16 protein-coding genes and 1 riboswitch are annotated in these 16822 nt (G+C 71.7%); of the genes, 6 read left to right on the top strand and 10 right to left on the bottom strand.

Annotation, left to right across the window (positions count from 1 at the left end; genetic code table 11):
- Positions 1-24: 24 nt before the first annotated feature.
- The 5 genes from OG798_RS17635 to thiO all read right to left on the bottom strand — a co-directional run bounded on the left by OG798_RS17635 (position 25) and on the right by thiO (position 5402).
- Positions 25-894 carry a deoxyribonuclease IV gene (locus OG798_RS17635; RefSeq protein ID WP_328757296.1) on the bottom strand — a complete coding sequence of 290 codons (870 nt, stop codon included), beginning with the start codon at positions 892-894 and terminating at the stop codon, positions 25-27.
- 93 nt (positions 895-987) lie between these two features.
- The gene (pknB, locus tag OG798_RS17630; protein ID WP_328757295.1) at positions 988-2946 is read right to left on the bottom strand and encodes a Stk1 family PASTA domain-containing Ser/Thr kinase; all 1959 of its coding nucleotides are present in this window, start codon (positions 2944-2946) and stop codon (positions 988-990) included.
- A gap of 255 nt (positions 2947-3201) precedes the next feature.
- A complete protein-coding gene (locus tag OG798_RS17625; RefSeq protein WP_095855136.1) occupies positions 3202-3996 on the bottom strand; it encodes a thiazole synthase in 795 nt (264 codons plus the stop codon).
- 3 nt (positions 3997-3999) lie between these two features.
- Complete coding sequence (gene thiS, locus OG798_RS17620; protein WP_054231516.1) at positions 4000-4200, bottom strand: sulfur carrier protein ThiS; 201 nt, start codon at positions 4198-4200, stop codon at positions 4000-4002.
- Positions 4197-5402: a glycine oxidase ThiO gene (gene thiO, locus OG798_RS17615; RefSeq protein ID WP_121416416.1), complete on the bottom strand. Its 1206-nt coding sequence runs from the start codon at positions 5400-5402 to the stop codon at positions 4197-4199. The genes thiS and thiO overlap by 4 nt, the downstream gene beginning before the upstream one ends.
- Positions 5400-5511: riboswitch (TPP riboswitch) on the bottom strand. (Overlaps the previous gene by 3 nt.)
- A 93-nt stretch (positions 5512-5604) precedes the next feature.
- On the opposite strand from thiO, the gene OG798_RS17610 reads away from it, so the two are divergent.
- From OG798_RS17610 to OG798_RS17585, 6 genes are all read left to right on the top strand, one after another.
- On the top strand, positions 5605-5955 hold the full coding sequence (locus OG798_RS17610) for a hypothetical protein (protein WP_054231514.1): 351 nt from the start codon (positions 5605-5607) through the stop codon (positions 5953-5955).
- A gap of 32 nt (positions 5956-5987) precedes the next feature.
- Complete coding sequence (locus OG798_RS17605; RefSeq protein ID WP_435864104.1) at positions 5988-7226, top strand: NAD(P)/FAD-dependent oxidoreductase; 1239 nt, start codon at positions 5988-5990, stop codon at positions 7224-7226.
- An 84-nt stretch (positions 7227-7310) separates the two neighbouring features.
- Positions 7311-7682, top strand: a complete 372-nt coding sequence (locus OG798_RS17600) for an Rv2175c family DNA-binding protein (protein ID WP_054231512.1) — start codon at positions 7311-7313, stop codon at positions 7680-7682.
- Positions 7683-7815: 133 nt separating this feature from the next.
- Positions 7816-8466 carry a thiamine phosphate synthase gene (thiE, locus tag OG798_RS17595; RefSeq protein ID WP_095855139.1) on the top strand — a complete coding sequence of 217 codons (651 nt, stop codon included), beginning with the start codon at positions 7816-7818 and terminating at the stop codon, positions 8464-8466.
- 167 nt (positions 8467-8633) lie between these two features.
- Positions 8634-9557 (top strand): methylenetetrahydrofolate reductase [NAD(P)H], encoded by a 924-nt coding sequence (gene metF, locus OG798_RS17590; protein WP_075026407.1) that lies wholly within the window; start codon positions 8634-8636, stop codon positions 9555-9557.
- Positions 9558-9613: 56 nt separating this feature from the next.
- Positions 9614-10618, top strand: coding sequence for an SCO2102 family sporulation regulator (locus OG798_RS17585; RefSeq protein WP_328757292.1), 1005 nt, complete (start codon positions 9614-9616; stop codon positions 10616-10618).
- A gap of 40 nt (positions 10619-10658) precedes the next feature.
- On the opposite strand, the gene OG798_RS17580 is transcribed toward OG798_RS17585, so the two are convergent.
- The 5 genes from OG798_RS17580 to OG798_RS17560 form a co-directional block, all read right to left on the bottom strand.
- On the bottom strand, positions 10659-12152 hold the full coding sequence (locus OG798_RS17580; protein ID WP_328757291.1) for a phytoene desaturase family protein: 1494 nt from the start codon (positions 12150-12152) through the stop codon (positions 10659-10661).
- A gap of 44 nt (positions 12153-12196) precedes the next feature.
- The gene (locus OG798_RS17575; RefSeq protein ID WP_095855143.1) at positions 12197-12811 is read right to left on the bottom strand and encodes a DUF4126 domain-containing protein; all 615 of its coding nucleotides are present in this window, start codon (positions 12809-12811) and stop codon (positions 12197-12199) included.
- 383 nt (positions 12812-13194) lie between these two features.
- Complete coding sequence (locus OG798_RS17570; protein ID WP_095855144.1) at positions 13195-13821, bottom strand: TetR/AcrR family transcriptional regulator; 627 nt, start codon at positions 13819-13821, stop codon at positions 13195-13197.
- An 11-nt stretch (positions 13822-13832) separates the two neighbouring features.
- Positions 13833-15917, bottom strand: a complete 2085-nt coding sequence (locus OG798_RS17565; protein ID WP_121416419.1) for a YhgE/Pip family protein — start codon at positions 15915-15917, stop codon at positions 13833-13835.
- The gene (locus OG798_RS17560) at positions 15889-16662 is read right to left on the bottom strand and encodes an ATP-binding cassette domain-containing protein (RefSeq protein WP_095855146.1); all 774 of its coding nucleotides are present in this window, start codon (positions 16660-16662) and stop codon (positions 15889-15891) included. The genes OG798_RS17565 and OG798_RS17560 overlap by 29 nt, the downstream gene beginning before the upstream one ends.
- Positions 16663-16822: the final 160 nt, after the last annotated feature.

The raw sequence follows: 16822 nt of genomic DNA, 5'->3' as shown, positions 1-16822 counted from the left end.
CCCGGCCCGCCTTGTGGGGCGGCGTCAGCCGTCCCTGAGTTTCTTCAGGCGCTCCACGTCCGCCGCGTGCCCCTCCTTCCCGCCCGGCGTCTCGATGATCAGGGGTACGCCCTCGGTGGCGGGGTGGGTCATCAGCGCGCGGAACGGGTCCTCGCCGATGTGACCGGAGCCGATGTTCTCGTGGCGGTCCTTGTGGGCGCCGACCACGTCCTTGGAGTCGTTGGCGTGGATCAGCTTGAGCCGGCCCGCGCCGACCGTGTCCACCAGCAGGTCGAGCGTCTGGTGCATGCCGCTCGGCCCGGTCAGGTCGTGCCCCGCCGCGTAGATGTGGCAGGTGTCGAGGCACACGCCCAGCTTCGGATGGGCGTCCAGCACCTCGAAGTACGGCCCGAAGTCCCAGGTGCGCGAGCAGAGCGAGGCACCCTGACCCGCGGTCGACTCCAGGAGCAGATACGGGTCGTCGTCATGCGTCAGCTCGTCCAGCAGGGGCAGCAGATGCTCACGTACCTGCTTCAGGGCGACGGACCGCTCCCGGCCCCCGGTGGCGCTCCCCGTGTGCACGACCACGCCGAGCGCCCCGATCTCCCGGCCCCGCCGCAGCGAGTGCCGCAGCGATTCCACGGACTTCTCGACCGTCGCCTCGGTGTGCGAGCCGAAGTTGATCAGATAGGGGGCGTGGACGTACGCGGGTATCGACTCGGCGGCACAGGCCGCCCGGAACTCCTCGTCCTGGCGGGGACTGCCGACGGGCGTCGCCCAGCCGCGCGGGTTGGCGACGAAGACCTGGACGGTCTCGGCACCCATCTCGCGTGCGTAGGTCAGGCCGACGGAGCTGAGGCCGCCGGCCACGGGGACATGGCCGCCGACGGGGTTGCGGAGCTGCTTGCTGGTCACACCCTTCAGGGTGTCACGCACTCCCGGACGGCCCGTCGGCGGACCTCACTGCCGTGGCCCCAGCATGGCCGAGGCCTCAGCGCTGCCGTGGTCTCAGCGGATCACGATGGAGATCGTCGACCCCTTGGGCGCGGTCTTGCCGCCCTCCACCGACTGGCTCTTGACGTGGTCCCCGAAGAGCCCGAGCAGCCCGCGGTCCTCGTCGACCTGGAACCCGGCGTCCTCCAGCGTCTTCTTCGCGTCGTCCACGCTGTCGCCGACCACGTCCGGCACCGGGACCATCTCGGGGCCCTTGGAGACGGTCAGCGTGACGGTGTCGCCGTCGGCGAGCTGGCTGCCCGCCTTCGGCGACTGCTGGGCGATCTGACCCTGGTCGAACTCCGAGTTGACCCGCTGGGTGGCGATCTTCACCTTCAGGCCCGCCTGCTCCAGCTCCGAGGTGGCATCCGCGACGGACGCGCCCGTGACGTCCGCGACCTCCACCGGACTGCCCTTGCTGACGGTGAGCGCGATGGCCGAACCGGCGTGCCGCTCCGTGCCCGCGCCCGGATCCGAACTGATCACGAAGCCCTTGAGGACGTCCTGGTTGAACTCCCGGGTGACCATGCCCGCGGCGAGCCCGTTCCCCTTCAGGACCTCCCGCGCCTTGAACAGCGCGAGTCCCGTCAGGTCGGGTACCTTCACCGTCTCCGGGCCGTTGGAGATGGTCAGCGTCACGGAGTCGTTGTCCCGGATGCGGGCGCCGGGCGCCGGGTCGCTGCTGATGACGGTGCCGCGCTTCACGGTGTCGCTGTAGGCGTGCTTGACCTGCCCGACGTCGAGACCGGCCTGCTCGATCCGCGTCTTGGCCTGCGCCTCGGTCTTCGCCAGCAGCAGCGGGACCTTGGTGAACTGGCCGGAGTTGATGTACCAGACGCCCGCGCCGAGCCCGAGCATCAGCACGATCGCGGCGATGATCGCGAACAGGCCGCGCCGGGGCCGTGAGCCGCGCCGCGGGGGAGCGGGCGGTCCGGACTCGAACCGGCTGGTCTGCTCGAACCGGCTGGTCCGGTTCACCGGGTCGCCGGCGTCGCCCCCGTTCTCGTCACCCTCGTTCACCGGCAGCAGGCGGGGCACGGAGAGCGAGCGCGGGATCACGCTCGTACGGTCACCCGCGTTGTCGTGGCCCACGGCGAGCGCCTGCGGGGGTATGGCGTCGAGCTGCTCGGCGGTGAGACCGGCCCGCGCCTGGAGGACCTGGCCGAGCAGCGCCACCGCGTCGTGCGGGCGCACCTCGGGATTGCGGGCGGTCGCCGCGGCGACCAGCTCGTCGAGGGCGTAGGGCATCGAGGGCACGGCGGCCGACGGCGGCGGCACATCCGCGTGCAGGTGCTGGTAGAGCACCTGGGCGGGGGAGTCCCCGGAGTGCGGCTTGCCGCCGGTGAGCATCTCGTAGAGGACGACCCCGCAGGCGTAGACGTCGACACGGGTGTCCGCGGTGCCGTGCTCGATCTGCTCGGGGGCGAGGTACGACACGGTGCCAAGGACGGCCCCAGTCGTGTTCGTGACGGTGTCCACGGCCCGGACGAGGCCGAAGTCGGCCACCTTGACCCGGCCGTCGTCCCCTATCAGGACGTTCTCCGGCTTCATGTCGCGGTGCACGAACCCGGCGCGGTGCGCGGCGCCGAGCGCGGCGAGCACCGGCTCCAGGACGTCCAGGGCGGCCCGCGGTTGCAGCGCCCCGCGCTCCCGCAGCACGTCACGCAGGGTGCAGCCGGCGACGTACTCCATGGCCAGATAGACGTACGACCCGTCCGCGCCCTGGTCGAAGACCTGCACCACGTTGGGGTGCGCGAGCCGTGCCACCGACTTGGCCTCCCGGATGAACCGCTCGACGAACGAGCCGTCGGCGGCCAGCGTCGGGTGCATCACCTTGAGCGCGAGCACGCGGTCGAGGCGGGTGTCCAGGGCCCGGTAGACCGTGGCCATCCCGCCGACCGCGATGCGTGCGTCGACGCGGTAGCGGCCGTCGAGCACTTGCCCGACAAGCGGGTCCTGAAGGGTCGTATCCACGCAGGCGAGTCTACGAGCCGCCACTGTCACCCCCACCCTTCCGGCCAATTCCGGAGCGGGACTGCAGCCGACCTGTGACGGATCTCGCACGCTTGATCGATCCGGTCCGCATGCCGTGCACAGCGCATGTAAGGCACCCTGCCCCGCCACCCCCCAGCCGCCAACGGCGCCCCACCCCCACAGGCGACGCACACTTTCCAGCCGACTGGAAACGGGCGGTGCGCGGGCGGGAGAAAAAACACAGGCGCCGGGTGCCTAGAAAGCAGGCCGCTCAGGATCCAACCGCGCCAGCCCCTCCGCAGGAGACGACGCGGAGGCGAAGTGCCGCCGAGGAATCCGCCCCGCACGCCAGGCGAGCCGCCCGGCTTCCACCGCGTGCTTCATGCCCTCGGCCATCAGCACCGGCTCCTGCGCCCGGGTCACGGCCGACGCCAGCATGACGCCCGCACACCCCAGCTCCATCGCGAACGCCGCATCCGACGCCGTACCGGCCCCCGCGTCCAAAATCACCGGCACACGCGCGTGCTCCACGATCAGCTGGAAGTTGTGCGGGTTGCGGATACCGAGACCGGACCCGATGGGCGACCCGAGCGGCATGACCGCCGCGCACCCCACGTCCTCCAGCTTCCGCGCGAGCACAGGATCGTCGTTGGTGTACGGCAGCACGGTGAACCCGTCGTCGACCAGCGTCTCGGCGGCGTCCAGCAATTCGATCGGATCCGGCAGCAGGGTCCGCTCGTCGGCGATGACCTCCAGCTTGATCAGCTCCGTACCGAGCGCCTCCCGCGCGAGCCGCGCGGTCAGCACGGCCTCGCCCGCGGTGAAACACCCCGCCGTGTTCGGCAGCACCCGGATGCCCAGCTTGTCGAGCACGGACAGCACCGAGCCGTGCGCCGCGGGATTCACCCGCCGCATCGCGACCGTCGTCAGCTCCGTGCCGGACGCCACGAGCGACCGCTCCAGGACGTCGAGGCTGGGCGCACCCCCCGTACCCATGATCAGCCGGGACGAGAAGGACGTACCTCCGAGGACAAACGGATCGTCGGCCATGGTTCAGCCTCCTTGGACTGCGGTGAGGACTTCGACGCGGTCTCCCTCGGACAGGGCCGTGGACGACCACTGCGTGCGCGGGACGACGGTTTCGTTGAGCGCGGCGGCGACGCCGGAGGGCGCGACGGTGAGGGTGGCGACGAGCGTGTCGAGGGCCGTGTCGGCGGCGACGAGCCGTCGCTCTCCGTTGACGAAGATGTTCATACGGTCTGCTCCGTGAGTGCGGTGCTGAAGCGCCCGGGGGTGAAGGGGCGGGCCACTTCCGGGAGCTCGCCGGTGGTCAGGACGTGCGCCATGGCGTCCCCGGTGACGGGCGTGAGCAGGACGCCGTTGCGGTAGTGCCCGGTGGCCAGCAGCAGCCCGTCGAGCGCGGTCGGGCCGAGCAGCGGCGCGTTGTCGGGCGACCCGGGCCGCAGGCCCGCGCGCGTCTCGGTGAGCGGCAGCTCGGTGATCCCGGGCACCAGCTCGTGGGCGTCGCGCAGCAGCTCGTAGACCCCGCCCGCGGTCACCGTGGTGTCCCAGCCCAGCTCCTCGCTGGTGGCGCCCACGACGAGCTCACCGTTCTCCCGCGGCACCAGATAGACCTGGCTGCCGCGGACCACGGCCCGCACGGTCCGGCTCAGGAACGGTGCGTACCGCTTCGGCACGGTCAGCCGCAGCACCTGACCCTTCACGGGCCGTACGGGCGGCAGTACGTCGGCGGGCACGCCCGGGAGCTTCCCGCTGAGGCTCCCGGCGGCGAGCACCACCTGCCCCGCCGCCAGCTGTTCACCGCCCGTCGTGACGACCCCGGTGGCCCGGTCCCGTACGACGGTCAAGCGCTCCGCCCACGTCCGGTGGAACTCCACTCCGGCCCGCTCGCACGCCGTGACCAGGGCCTTCGCGAGCCGGCGCGGGTCGATCTGGTGGTCGCCGTCGACCCGCAGCCCGCCGCGCACGCCCGGCGCGAGCATGGGCTCCAGACGGCGGCACTCCCGGCCGCTGAGCCACTCCGATTCGAGCCCCGAGCGGTGTTGCAAGGCGTGCAGTTCGCGCAGGTGAGCCCGGTCGTCGGCGTCCAGCGCGACGGCCAGCGTGCCGCACCGGCGGTAGCCGAGGTCCTGGCCGCTCGCCTCGGTGAGTTCGGCGGCGAAGTCGGGATAGCGGCGCGCGGAGGCGAGGTTCAGGCCCAGCAGGGTCTGCTCGCCGTAGTGCAGCTCGGTGACGGCGGCGAGCATCCCGGCGGCCACCCGCGCCGCCCCGCCGCCCGGCTCGGGGTCCACGACCGCGACGGTGAACCCGCGCTGCGCGGCCCGCCAGGCGGTCACCAGACCGATGATCCCGCCCCCGATGACGAGGACGTCCGACGCACGTGCGTCCGATGCCGGCGCATCCGAGGAACGTGCAGGTGTACGCGTAGGCGACATAGGTGTCCAGCCCCTCCCTTCGCCGGCATGACCCGGATCAGGTTCGTACGGTCGGAGGCCGCCAGCCTCCCTCTCAGCCCGGTGCGTCCAGGCTCCCGCGAGTAGTCTTTTGTGCCGGGTGTCCGGGGGTCGCCCCCGGGAGATGCAGCACATTGGCCACCCTAGCCCGCTGCCGTATGTCTCAGTAAGGGAGCCTCCGTCCATGGCCCGTACGCTCGACGGCCTCGTCCTCGCCCCGGTCGCCGACCAGGCCCCCGGGCAGGTCGGCACGCGCACCCGGTTCACGTACCACGAGAAGGACGGCGAGATCTGGGCCGAGTACGCGGGCGGGGACGTCGTACGCGGTCACCTCGTGGGGACGCGGGAGGGCGACCGCCTCGACTTCCGGTACGTGCAGCTGAAGCACGACGGCAGCACCTCGTCGGGCCACTGCGTGTCCGTGGTCGTGGAGCTGCCCGACGGACGGTTGCGCCTGGAGGAGACCTGGGAGTGGGAGTCCCAGGACGGGAGCGGTACGAGCGTTGTGGAACAGGTCACTGCGCACGTCCCCTGACTGACAGATTGTCAGTTGTCTATGGTGATCAGGTGAGCGAGCAGACGCGGGCACAGGTGCGGGCGCAGGGGCGTGCGGCACGGCGGGTCGTCATCGTGGGCGCGGGCATGGCCGGCGTACAGACGGCGGTCGCCCTGCGGGAACAGGGATTCACCGGGGATGTGACGCTGATCGGCGCCGAGCCGCACCAGCCGTACGACCGGCCACCCCTGTCCAAGGCGGTGCTGCTCGGCAAGGCCGAGGGCTCCGCCTTCGACATCGACTTCGAGGCGCTGGACATCGAACTGCGGCTCGGCTGCGAGGCGCTGGGCCTGCGCCCCGCGGACCACGAGCTGGACACCGAGGCGGGACCGGTGCCCTACGACGTCCTGGTCCTCGCGACCGGCGCGGAACCGATTCAGCTGCCGGGCTCGGAGGGCGTCCCCGGCGTCCATCTGCTGCGGACCCTGGACGACGCCGAGCGGCTGCGCCCCGTGCTCGCCCAGCAGCACGACATCGTGGTCGTCGGGGCGGGCTGGATCGGTGCGGAGTTCGCGACGGCGGCACGTGAGGCCGGGTGCGCGGTCACGGTGGTCGAGGCCGCCGACCGGCCACTGGCCGGCGCGCTGCCCGCGGAGGTGGCCGCGCCGATGACCGGCTGGTACGCGGACAGCGGCGCGTCGCTGCGCACCCACGCGCGCGTGGAGCGCGTCGAGCCCGGCGCGGTGGTCCTCGACGACGGCACGCGGGTGCCGGCGGGCGCCGTGGTCGTCGGCATCGGCGCGCGCCCCGCCACCGCCTGGCTGGCCGGCTCCGGCATCGAGCTCGGCGCCCACCGCGAAGTGGTCGCCGACAACCACCTGCGCACCTCCGTCCCGGACATCTACGCGGTCGGCGACTGCGCCTCCTTCCCGTCGGGCCGCTACGAGGAGCGCCTCCTCGTCCACCACTGGGACAACGCCCTCCAGGCGCCGCGCACGGTCGCGGCGAACATCATCGGCGAGGCCCCGGCGGCGTACGACCCGGTCCCGTACTTCTGGTCCGAGCAGTTCGGCCGCTTCGTCCAGTACGTCGGCCATCACGCCCCCGCCGATACGACCGTCTGGCGGGGCGACCCGTCGGGCGCGGCCTGGACGGTGTGCTGGCTCCGCGAGAGCCGCCTCGTCGCCCTGCTGGCCGTGGGGCGTCCCCGTGACCTGGCCCAGGGCCGCCGCCTGATCGAGGCGGGCATGCCCATGAACCCGGACGTCCTGGCCGACCCGTCCCGCCCCCTGAAGGACGCCACGGCATGACCCCCCGGTTTCCGTCGCCCGGACGGCGGCGGTCCGGGGGGCGCCCGGGTACCGAGTGTCAGTCCGGGATGGCAGGCTTGTCCCGTGACCGAGATTGACGCAAAGATCGATGCTCTCGTCCCCGCCTGGCTCACCCTCCCCGACATCGCCGAACAGCTCGGCGTCGAGGTGACCCGCGTCCGGCAGTTGGTCAAGGAGGGCCAGCTGATCGCCGTACGCCGTGGTGAGAACCGCGCGCTGCACGTCCCCGCCGCCTTCATCGACGGGAACGAGCAGAAGGTCGTCAAGGGCCTGACCGGCACCTTGACGCTCCTGCGGGACGACGGCTTCTCCGACGAAGAGATGCTCGAGTGGCTCTTCACCCCCGACCCGAGCCTGCCCGGCACCCCCGCGCAGGCTCTGAGCGAGAATCGCGGCACGGAGGTGAAGCGCCGCGCCCAGGCGCTCGCCGTCTGATTCGAACGACCGTCCGGCGTACGGACCACGGCCGGCCCCGGACCACCCCGGCCGCCGCGGTCCGTACGCACCGCACCACGTCCGTAGGGTGCGTACGACATCCGTACGCACCCGCACCACGGGGGACACACGCATGCCCGAGAACGCCGCCCGCACCCGCCTCGCCGACGCCCGCGTCTACCTCTGCACGGACGCCCGCAAGCGCCAGGGCGACCTCGCCGACTTCCTGGACGCGGTCCTGACCGGCGGTGTCGACATCGTGCAGCTGCGCGACAAGGGCATGGAGGCCGCCGAGGAACTGGAGCACCTCCAGGTCTTCGCGGACGCCTGCGCCCGCCACGGCAAGCTCCTCGCGGTCAACGACCGGGCGGACGTCGCCCACGCCATCCGCGCCGACGTACTCCACCTGGGCCAGGGCGACCTCCCGGTCCCCGCCGCCCGCGCGATCCTCGGCGACGAGGTCCTGATCGGCCGCTCCACGCACGCCGAGTCCGAGGCCGCGGCAGCCGCCGTCCAGGACGGCGTGGACTACTTCTGCACCGGCCCCTGCTGGCCCACCCCCACCAAGCCCGGCCGCCACGCCCCGGGCCTCGGCCTGGTCCGTCACACGGCCTCCCTCGCCACCGACCGCCCCTGGTTCGCCATCGGCGGCATCGACCTCGGCAACCTCGACGAGGTCCTGGAGGCGGGCGCCCGCCGTGTCGTCGTCGTGCGGGCGATCACCGAGGCGGCGGATCCCGGCGCGGCGGCGGCGGAATTCGCGAAGCGGCTGCGTCAGGCGTAAGGGGCGGCTGCGTCAGGCACAGGCCGTGCCCCGACGCGTCGATGGTCCGATCAACAATCGGACCGGTTGTCCCAGCAGGTGTCCGAGGGGTGGACAAGAAGTCGACAAAACAGACAATTGACGTCGGTTCGGTTGGGAGACCGCCGCCCCCTGACTAACCTGCGGGTATGGCCCTCGGATCTGCTTCCACCAGGACTGATCGCGCACGCACCGTGCGTGACATGCTCGCCACCGGCAAGGCGACGTACTCGTTCGAGTTCTCCGCGCCGAAGACCCCCAAGGGTGAGCGGAACCTGTGGAACGCGCTGCGCCGCGTCGAGGCCGTCGCCCCCGACTTCGTCTCCGTCACCTACGGTGCCGGTGGCTCCACCCGCGCGGGCACGGTCAAGGAGACCGAGCAGATCGTCGCCGACACGACGCTCACCCCGGTCGCCCACCTCACCGCGGTCAACCACTCCATCGCCGAACTGCGCAACATCATCGGCCAGTACGCCGACGCCGGCATCCGGAACATGCTCGCGGTCCGCGGCGACCCGCCCGGCGACCCGATGGGCGAGTGGGTCCCGCACCCCCGGGGCCTGACCTACGCCGCCGAACTCGTCCGTCTCATCAAGGAGTCCGGCGACTTCTGTGTCGGCGTCGCCGCCTTCCCCGAGATGCACCCCCGCTCCGCGGACTGGGACGTGGACGTCGCGCACTTCGTCGACAAGTGCCGGGCCGGCGCCGACTACGCGATCACCCAGATGTTCTTCCAGCCCGAGTCGTATCTGCGCCTGCGTGACCGGGTGGTGGCGGCCGGCTGTACGACACCGGTCATCCCGGAGGTCATGCCGGTGACAAGTGTGAAGATGCTGGAACGACTTCCGAAGCTGAGTAACGCTTCATTCCCGGACGTCCTGAAAGAGCGGATCCTCACAGCCAAAGACGATCCGGCGGCTGTACGCTCCATTGGGATCGAGTTCGCGACGGAGTTCTGCGCGAGGCTGCTGGACGAGGGAGTCCCCGGACTTCACTTCATCACGCTCAACAACTCCACGGCGACGCTGGAAATCTACGAGAATCTGGGCCTGCACCACCCGCAGCAGGCCTAGACCGGTCGCACCCACGTACGACACACTGCGTAGCGGCCACTGGGAGAGGGGCGTACATGGGCTGGACGGTCCTCTATATCGCGTTCGGCATCGTCGCGCTGTGGCTGCTCGGCGAGGTCCTGCTGCAGTACAAGGCGCGGTTGCGCTGGCGCCTGCTCGCTTTCGTGGGCTTCCTCGGTGTCGTCTTCGGCGTGCTGATCCCTTCCGTGATCGTCATCGGGCTCGGCGCCGCGGCCTTCGCGGTCGGCCAGACGTACGTCACCCTGTCGTTCCGCCGCGGTTTCGCGGAGGGCTGGGCCGTGGGCAACCGGCAGGGCGCCGACAGTGGCGCCGGCAAGGGCTTCGGCAAGAGCAAGCGACGCCGCGGTGAGGGCCACGAGGATCCGGAGCTGGAGGTCTCCGACCTCGAAACGGCCGAGGGAGCCGAGGCCAGGGCCGAAGGACTGGCCCGAGGCGCGGCGTATCCCCAGGGCGACGACTTCACCCGAGAGGACGACGTGTTCTCGCCCGCGCACTCCGACCGGTTCATGCCGCCCGGCTCCGGCGACCTGACGGCCGCCGAGGCCACCGCCGTGTACGAGCCCCAGCCCCTGCCCGACGACACCGGCTCCTACGGCGTCTACAGCGACACCGCCTACGCGGCCGCCCCCGACCAGTCCTACGCCGCCGCGGCCCAGTCCCAGGACCAGCAGGCCTACGCGTACGACGGCTACTCGACCGGGTACGACCAGCAGCAGCAGTACGGCTACGACAACGGCCAGCAGCAGTACGCGGCCTACTCCGACCCGTACACCGGCACGCAGACCTACGGCGGCGCCTCGTACGACACGACCTACGGCGGCGGCGACCAGCAGTACACGCAGCAGCAGCAGGGCTACGGCCAGGACCAGTACGCCACCGGCGGCTACGGCGGCGAGACCCCGGCCGGCGGCGTCTGGGTCCCGCAGCAGCGCAACACCGACGACCCCTACGGCGGCGAACTCCCGCCGGAGCAGCCCTACCCGTACCAGGGCAACGGCAACGCCAACGGCGCGGGGTACGACGAGCAGTACCGGTACTGAAGGCCGCCCCCTTCGGGCGGCCTTCGGCGCGCCGGTGCGCTCACTGAGAGCCCCGGAACTGCGGTCCCTCCACGATCAGTCCGGACACCAGGGCGCCCGACATGCCCGCGTGCGGGAGGCCGCCGCCCGGGTGGGCCCAGCCGCCGACCACGAACAGCCCCGGCATACGGGTGGAGTTCGACGCGTGCAGCAGTCGTCCGTCCGCCGCGGCGAGCGCCGGTGCGGGGACGGCGCCGCCGTCCGCGCCCGTCTCTTCCGCGAAGTCGGCAGGAGTGCGGGCCTCGTGCCACAGCAGACGCTCGCGCAGGCCCGGTATCGCGCGCTCGGCGACACCGAGCACCCCCTCCACGTCTTCCTCGGACACCGACAGGTCCGATGGGACCGTGACGCTCAGCGTGACCGCCTCGTGCTCCGCGTCCGGTGCGAGGGCGGGGTCGTCCGGGCGCGACACCGTCACGGTGGGCGCGGAGGAGAACCCCGGACGCTCACCGAAGATCCGGTCCAACTCCTCCGCCCGGTCCGCCGCGTGCACCACCGTCCGGTGTGCCACCCCCTCGGGGCGCCCTCCGCGCAGCGCCAGCAGCACGGTCAGTCTGCTCGGCGCCCCGCGCTGCGGCGCGACCTCGTCACCGCCCCGTAGCGCCGTCCCGGGGACCAGGGCGTCGAGCGCTCCGGGCGCGACACCGGCGACCACGAAGTCGGCGTCCGCGACCTCGCCGTCGGCCAGCTCCACACCCGTCGCCCGGCCGTCCTTCTCGACGATCCGCGCGACCGGGGTTTCGAAGCGGAACTCCACCCTGCGGGCCACACACCGCTCGTACACCGCGCGCGCCAACTCCCTTATGCCGCCGCGCACATACCAGGTGCCGAAGGCGTGCTCCATGTACAGCAGTACGGCCGCGCTCGCCGGGGTGACGCGCGGATCGAGCCCGTGGGCGAGGGCGTGGCTCTCCAGCAGGGCGGTGAGGCGCGGGTCGCGCAACTCCCAGGCGCCGACCTCGGCGAGGGTCGTGGCGCGGCGGGTGCGCAGCAGCTTCTTGTGCGGCACCGAGGGGTAGGGCTCGCGCTCGGCGAGCACCGACCAGTTCGGCCACAGTGGCTCCTCCAGGAGCGGCCTGCGGGTGCGGTCCCAGGCCTCGCGTGCCCGCACGAGGAAGTCGCCCCACCGTGCGCCCGCGCCCGCCCCGAGGGCCTCGTCGAGGGCGGTGACGACGCCCGCGCGTGAGGCGTTCGGCAGACCGACCTCCGTGCCCTCGGCGAAGACATGGCGCGAGGACGGGTCCACCTGGACGAGCTCGACGCACGCCTCCAGAGGCTCCTTGCCCGTCTTGACGAACAGATCGCGGTAGACCGCGGGCAGGGGGAGCAGTCCCGGGCCCGTGTCGAACACGAAGCCGTCGCGCTCGAAGCGGCGCACCGCCCCGCCGTACGTCGCCGCGCGCTCGTACACCACCACCCGGTGGCCCGCGACGGCCAGCCGGGCGGCGGCCGCCATCGCGCCCATCCCGGCGCCGATCACCGCAATCCGTCCCATGCCAGCGACTTTATCGGCCGCCACTGACAACCCGGCCCGCGGTCTCAGTCGGGTGGCTGTCCCACCCGTGCGGCCAGGCGTTTCTCCTCCCGGCGCTGGGCCCTGCGGCGCAGGAACCGGCGGATACGTGAGATCAGGAAGAAGAGCGCCAGCAGCCCCGCGAGCAGCAGCACGCCCGCGATGATCGCCGCGGCCTCGGGGTGGAACATCGCGAAGGTCAGGATCCCGGCGACCCCGAGATCCTCGGCGGTGCTCATGACGAAGTTGCTGAACGGCTCCGGCGAGGTGTTGATCGCCATTCGCGTCCCGGCCTTGACCGTGTGGCTCGCCAATGCCGTCGAACCGCCGATCGCGCCGGCCGCCAGATCGGAGAGTGAACCGCTCTGCCCGGCGAGCAGGGCCCCGACCCACGCCCCCGCCGCCGGGCGGATCACGGTGTGCACCGAGTCCCACACCGAGTCCACGTACGGGATCTTGTCGGCGACCGCCTCGCACAGGAAGAGAACGCCCGCTGTGATCAGGATCTCAGGACGCTGAAGGGACTCCGGGACGTCGTCACTCAGACCGGTCGCTCCGAAGATGCCGAGGAGCAGCACCACCGCGTACGCGTTGATGCCACTGGCCCAGCCGCTGGTGAAGACCAGGGGGAGTACGGACACGGACGCGATCGTAACCAGTTGACGACGGTGCGTCCTGGGCATGAGTGCGTACGGCTGAGTATCCGTACCTAGTGAGTGAGATGAGTACGCGCGCGGATGGGGCGCGACCAGCGCGAAAGAGAGAGTGGAGGCACGGAAAGGGGCGCGGCTCCGGTACCGCCGACACGGGGCGGCGGAACGGTCCTCGCGCCCTTGGCCGCTCCTTCCGCCGACTCCGTCGGCGGGAGCGAGGCACGGGGGAACCCGGGGGACGACCGAACGGGGGCCCAACGGGGAGTACGGGGAGTGAGGCGAAGCGCCGGTTCGAAGTGGCCCGCGGGGGGACGCGGCCACCTCGGACCGGCGCTTCGCCGTGCCCCGTTTCCGTACCGAGCCCTGTCAGCTCACCGGTTGCCGCTCACACGGCCCTGGAGCAGCCGCGACAGCGCCGCGTGGACGTCGTCCAGGGAACGCTCCGGCTGGAAGGCCTGCCAGTCCAGGGCGGCCACCAGGACCATCCCGACCAGCGCGGCGGCCGTCAGCGGAACGTCGATCTCGTCGCTGAGCTCGCCGTTCGCCACCCCTTCGCGCAGCACGCCCTCGACGACCGCGACCGCCTCCTGCCGGACCACCATGAGCGTGGACTGCCAGGCCCGGTTGGTGCGCCACAGCTCGGCCACGTAGAGCTGGGTGAAGGCCGGGTAGCGGTTGATGAAGGCGAGCCCGGCCCTGATCATCGCGTCCAGTGCGTCGACCCTGGTGCCGCCATCCTGCTCGGTGCGCTCCGCGGCCTCCCGCAGCGAGGCGGTGAGGAGTCCCACGCCGTGCCGCAGCAACTCCTCGAAGAGGACGGACTTGCTCGCGAAGTTGTAGTAGACCGTGCCTTTCGCGACCCCGGCCCGCTCGGCGATCTCGTCCACGGTGGTGGCGGAGAACCCCTGTTCCGCGATGAGGGTGACCGCCGCCTCGTAGAGCTTCTGCCGGGTCGCCTCGCGACGGCCGCCGCCTGCCGTGGTGCTGCTGCTTTCCATGGCCCTGATTGTCACAGGCTCAGCTCGGGGTGCAGACGGTCGAGGGTCCACACCTGCTTGCGGTGTGCCGACAGGGCGGTGAGCGCGAGCGCGCCCGCGGTGAACGCCGTGAGGACGGCGCACGCCTGCCAGACCGGTCCGAGACCGCCGCCCGTGATGAGCCGGCGGAGGGCCTCGACGACGTAACTCATCGGCAAGAAGGGGTGGATCGCGTTGAAGAAGCCCGGACTGGTCTGGACGGGGTACGTGCCGCCCGCCGAGGTCAGCTGGAGCATCAGGAGGGCGAGTACGAGAATCCGGCCCGCCGCTCCGAAGCGTGCGTTCAGCCACTGCACGAGCGCCGCGAAGCACGCCGTCACCAGGCACAGGAAGCCGACCGTCCCGGCCGCCCGCACCATCTCCAGGCCGATCGCCCAGTGCAGCACGGACATCAGGGCCACCGTCTGGAGCACGCCCAGGGCGGCCACCGGCAGCCAGCCCGCCAGTGCGATGCGCCAGGCCGAGGCACCCACCGCGAGCGCGCGCCGGTTCAGCGGCTGGATCAGCATGTACGCCACCATCGCGCCCACCCACAGGGACAGCGGGATGAAGTACGGGGCGAAGCCGGTGCCGTAGTTGGGCGCCTTGTGCAGGTCCTTGGAGGCGAGCTTCACCGGATCGGCCATGACCTGGGTGCGCAGGTCGCGGTCCTGCCGGTCGTAGTCGGGGATCTGCCCGGCGCCGTCGTGCAGCCCACCGGCGAGCTGCCCCGAGCCGCCGACGAGCTTGTACATGCCCTCGTCGAGGGTGCCCGCGCCCGTCTTCAGCTTGCCGACCCCCGTGTCGAGGTCCGCCGCGCCGGTCTTGGCCGTGCCGAGGCCCGCGCGCAGCTTCTTGGCCCCCGCGGCGACCTTCTCGGCGCCCTCGTTGAGCTTGTTGACCTTGGAGACGGCGTCGGTGAGGTCTTCGGAGAGGTGCGGCGAGCGGTCGGCGAGGGCCTGGGCCTGCTTCTGCAGGGTGCCCAGGTTCTTGTCGAGCCGGTCGAGATCGCCGTTCTGGTCGCTGATGAGGCTGTTCACGTCGTCGGCGACCTCGGCCACGTCCGCGGCCGCCTGCCGGGCCTTCTTCAGGTCCGGGCACGCCGCGTCGGGCAACGGCAGGGTCTCGCAGCGTGCCCTGTAGACGGCGCTCAGCGCGTCGGACGCCGTATGGGCGCCCTTGGCGGCGACCGGGGCCGTCTTCACCAGCGTGTCGAGGTTGTGGCGGATCCCTGCGGCGGAGTCGGCGACGAGCCGGGCCGTGTCGCCGATCGACTTCTCGTTGTCCTTCAGGAAGGGGCCCACCTTGTCCGCGACCCCGTTGACCTTGTCGGCCAGCACCCCCGTGCCGTCGGCGACCTGCCGCGAGCCGTCCGCCAGGTCGCCGGCGCCCTTGTCGAGCTTGCGCAGGCCCCCGGAGAGCTTGCCACTGCCCTCCTTGGCGTCCTTCAGGCCGTCGGCGAGGTCCTCGGAGCCCTTCCGGGCCCGGGTGATGCCACCGCTGAGTTTGTCGGCCCCCTTGGCGGCCTCCTCGGTCGCCCCGTGGATGTCCGAGAACGAGATGAAGATCTTGTCCAGGAACGACCGGGAGGCCTTCGTGGACGCCGCCGTGCGCACCTCGCCGAACACCGTCCGTGAGATCTGCCCGACGATGTAGTTGTTCGCGTCGTTCGTACGCACCTGGAGGGCGCCCGTCTCCGGAGCTTCCCCGGAGCTGGAGGCGATCCTTCGGCTGAAGTCGGACGGCATGGTCAGCGACAGGTAGTACGTGCCGTCCTCGACACCCCGGCGGGCCTCGGCCGCGCTCACCTCGTGCCACTCGAAGGTGTCGCTGTCGCGCAGCCCCTTGGTGATGTCCTCGCCCGCCGAGAGCTTCTTGCCCGCGACGCTCGCCCCCTTGTCGTCGTTCACGAGCGCCACGGGAATGCGGTCCAGCCGGCCGTACGGGTCCCAGAACGACCACAGGTAGAGGGCGCCGTACAGCAGCGGCAGCAACAGGAGCGCGGCCAGCGCGGCGCGTGGGAGTCCGCCCCGGCCGAAGCGCCTGAGCTCAAGAACGGCCAGTCTCGGCGAGCGCATCGGCCGTCTCCTTGTCGTCGGTCTCGCTGGTGTGGTCGGTCGGGCGGGTGGACACGCGGACGGCTCCGTCGGGAGCCTCGCCGCACACCGCCACGACCGTGGTGCCCGACTGGGCGATCGACTTCAGCAGGGCCCAGACCTCGGCCCGTTCGGCATCCGCCAACTTGAGGTCGGTGTCGTCGACGCCGAGCAGCCCCGGGCGGCCGACGAGGGCCAACGCGACGGACAGCCGCAGGGCTTCGAGCCGCTCCAGGTCGCGTACGGCGGTCCGGGAGCCCTTGGGCAGGGCCTCCCGGTCCAGCCCGGCGGCGGCCAGCGCGGAGTCGATCCGCAGCTTCCCCTCGGCCGCCCGCTCGGCTCGCGGACGCAGCGGCCCGCGCAGGGAGTCCTTCAGGGACGCACCGAACCGCCGCTGCAACAGCGCCCGTTCGAGCAGGTGCTCCCCGACGGTCAGGGCGGGGTCCAGGTCGGTGACACCCGGGACATGGGCCAGCGCGCTCGCGCGACGCACCGCGGCCATCTGCCGCGGCAGCGTGGCCCCGCCCACGGTGGCCGTCCCCTCGGTGGACCGCATCCGGCCCGTGAGCGCGAGCAGCAGGCACGTACGGCCCGAGCCGGACGGCCCCGCGACCGCGATCAGCGAGCCGGGCCCCGCATCGACACCGACCCCGCGGAACGCCCAGCCGCGGGGGCCCTCGAGTCCGAAGTCCCTGGCCGTGACACCGAGTCCGAGCGGACCGTCCACAGCGTCCCCATCCCCTGAACATTTTTGAACTGACTGGTCAGTGCAAAAACTAACCCGAACCTTCGATCGAAGCAAAGGCCCAGGTCAGAACGGATTGTCAGTGGCATACCTCACGATGGGCACATACGGCCACAGTGCCGTCACACAGACGACAGGAGGT

The sequence above is a fragment of the Streptomyces sp. NBC_00271 genome (assembly GCF_036178845.1).
Classification (GTDB): domain Bacteria; phylum Actinomycetota; class Actinomycetes; order Streptomycetales; family Streptomycetaceae; genus Streptomyces.
Note: the sequence above shows the minus strand (reverse complement) of the source record. Positions and strands in the feature narration are given on the sequence as shown.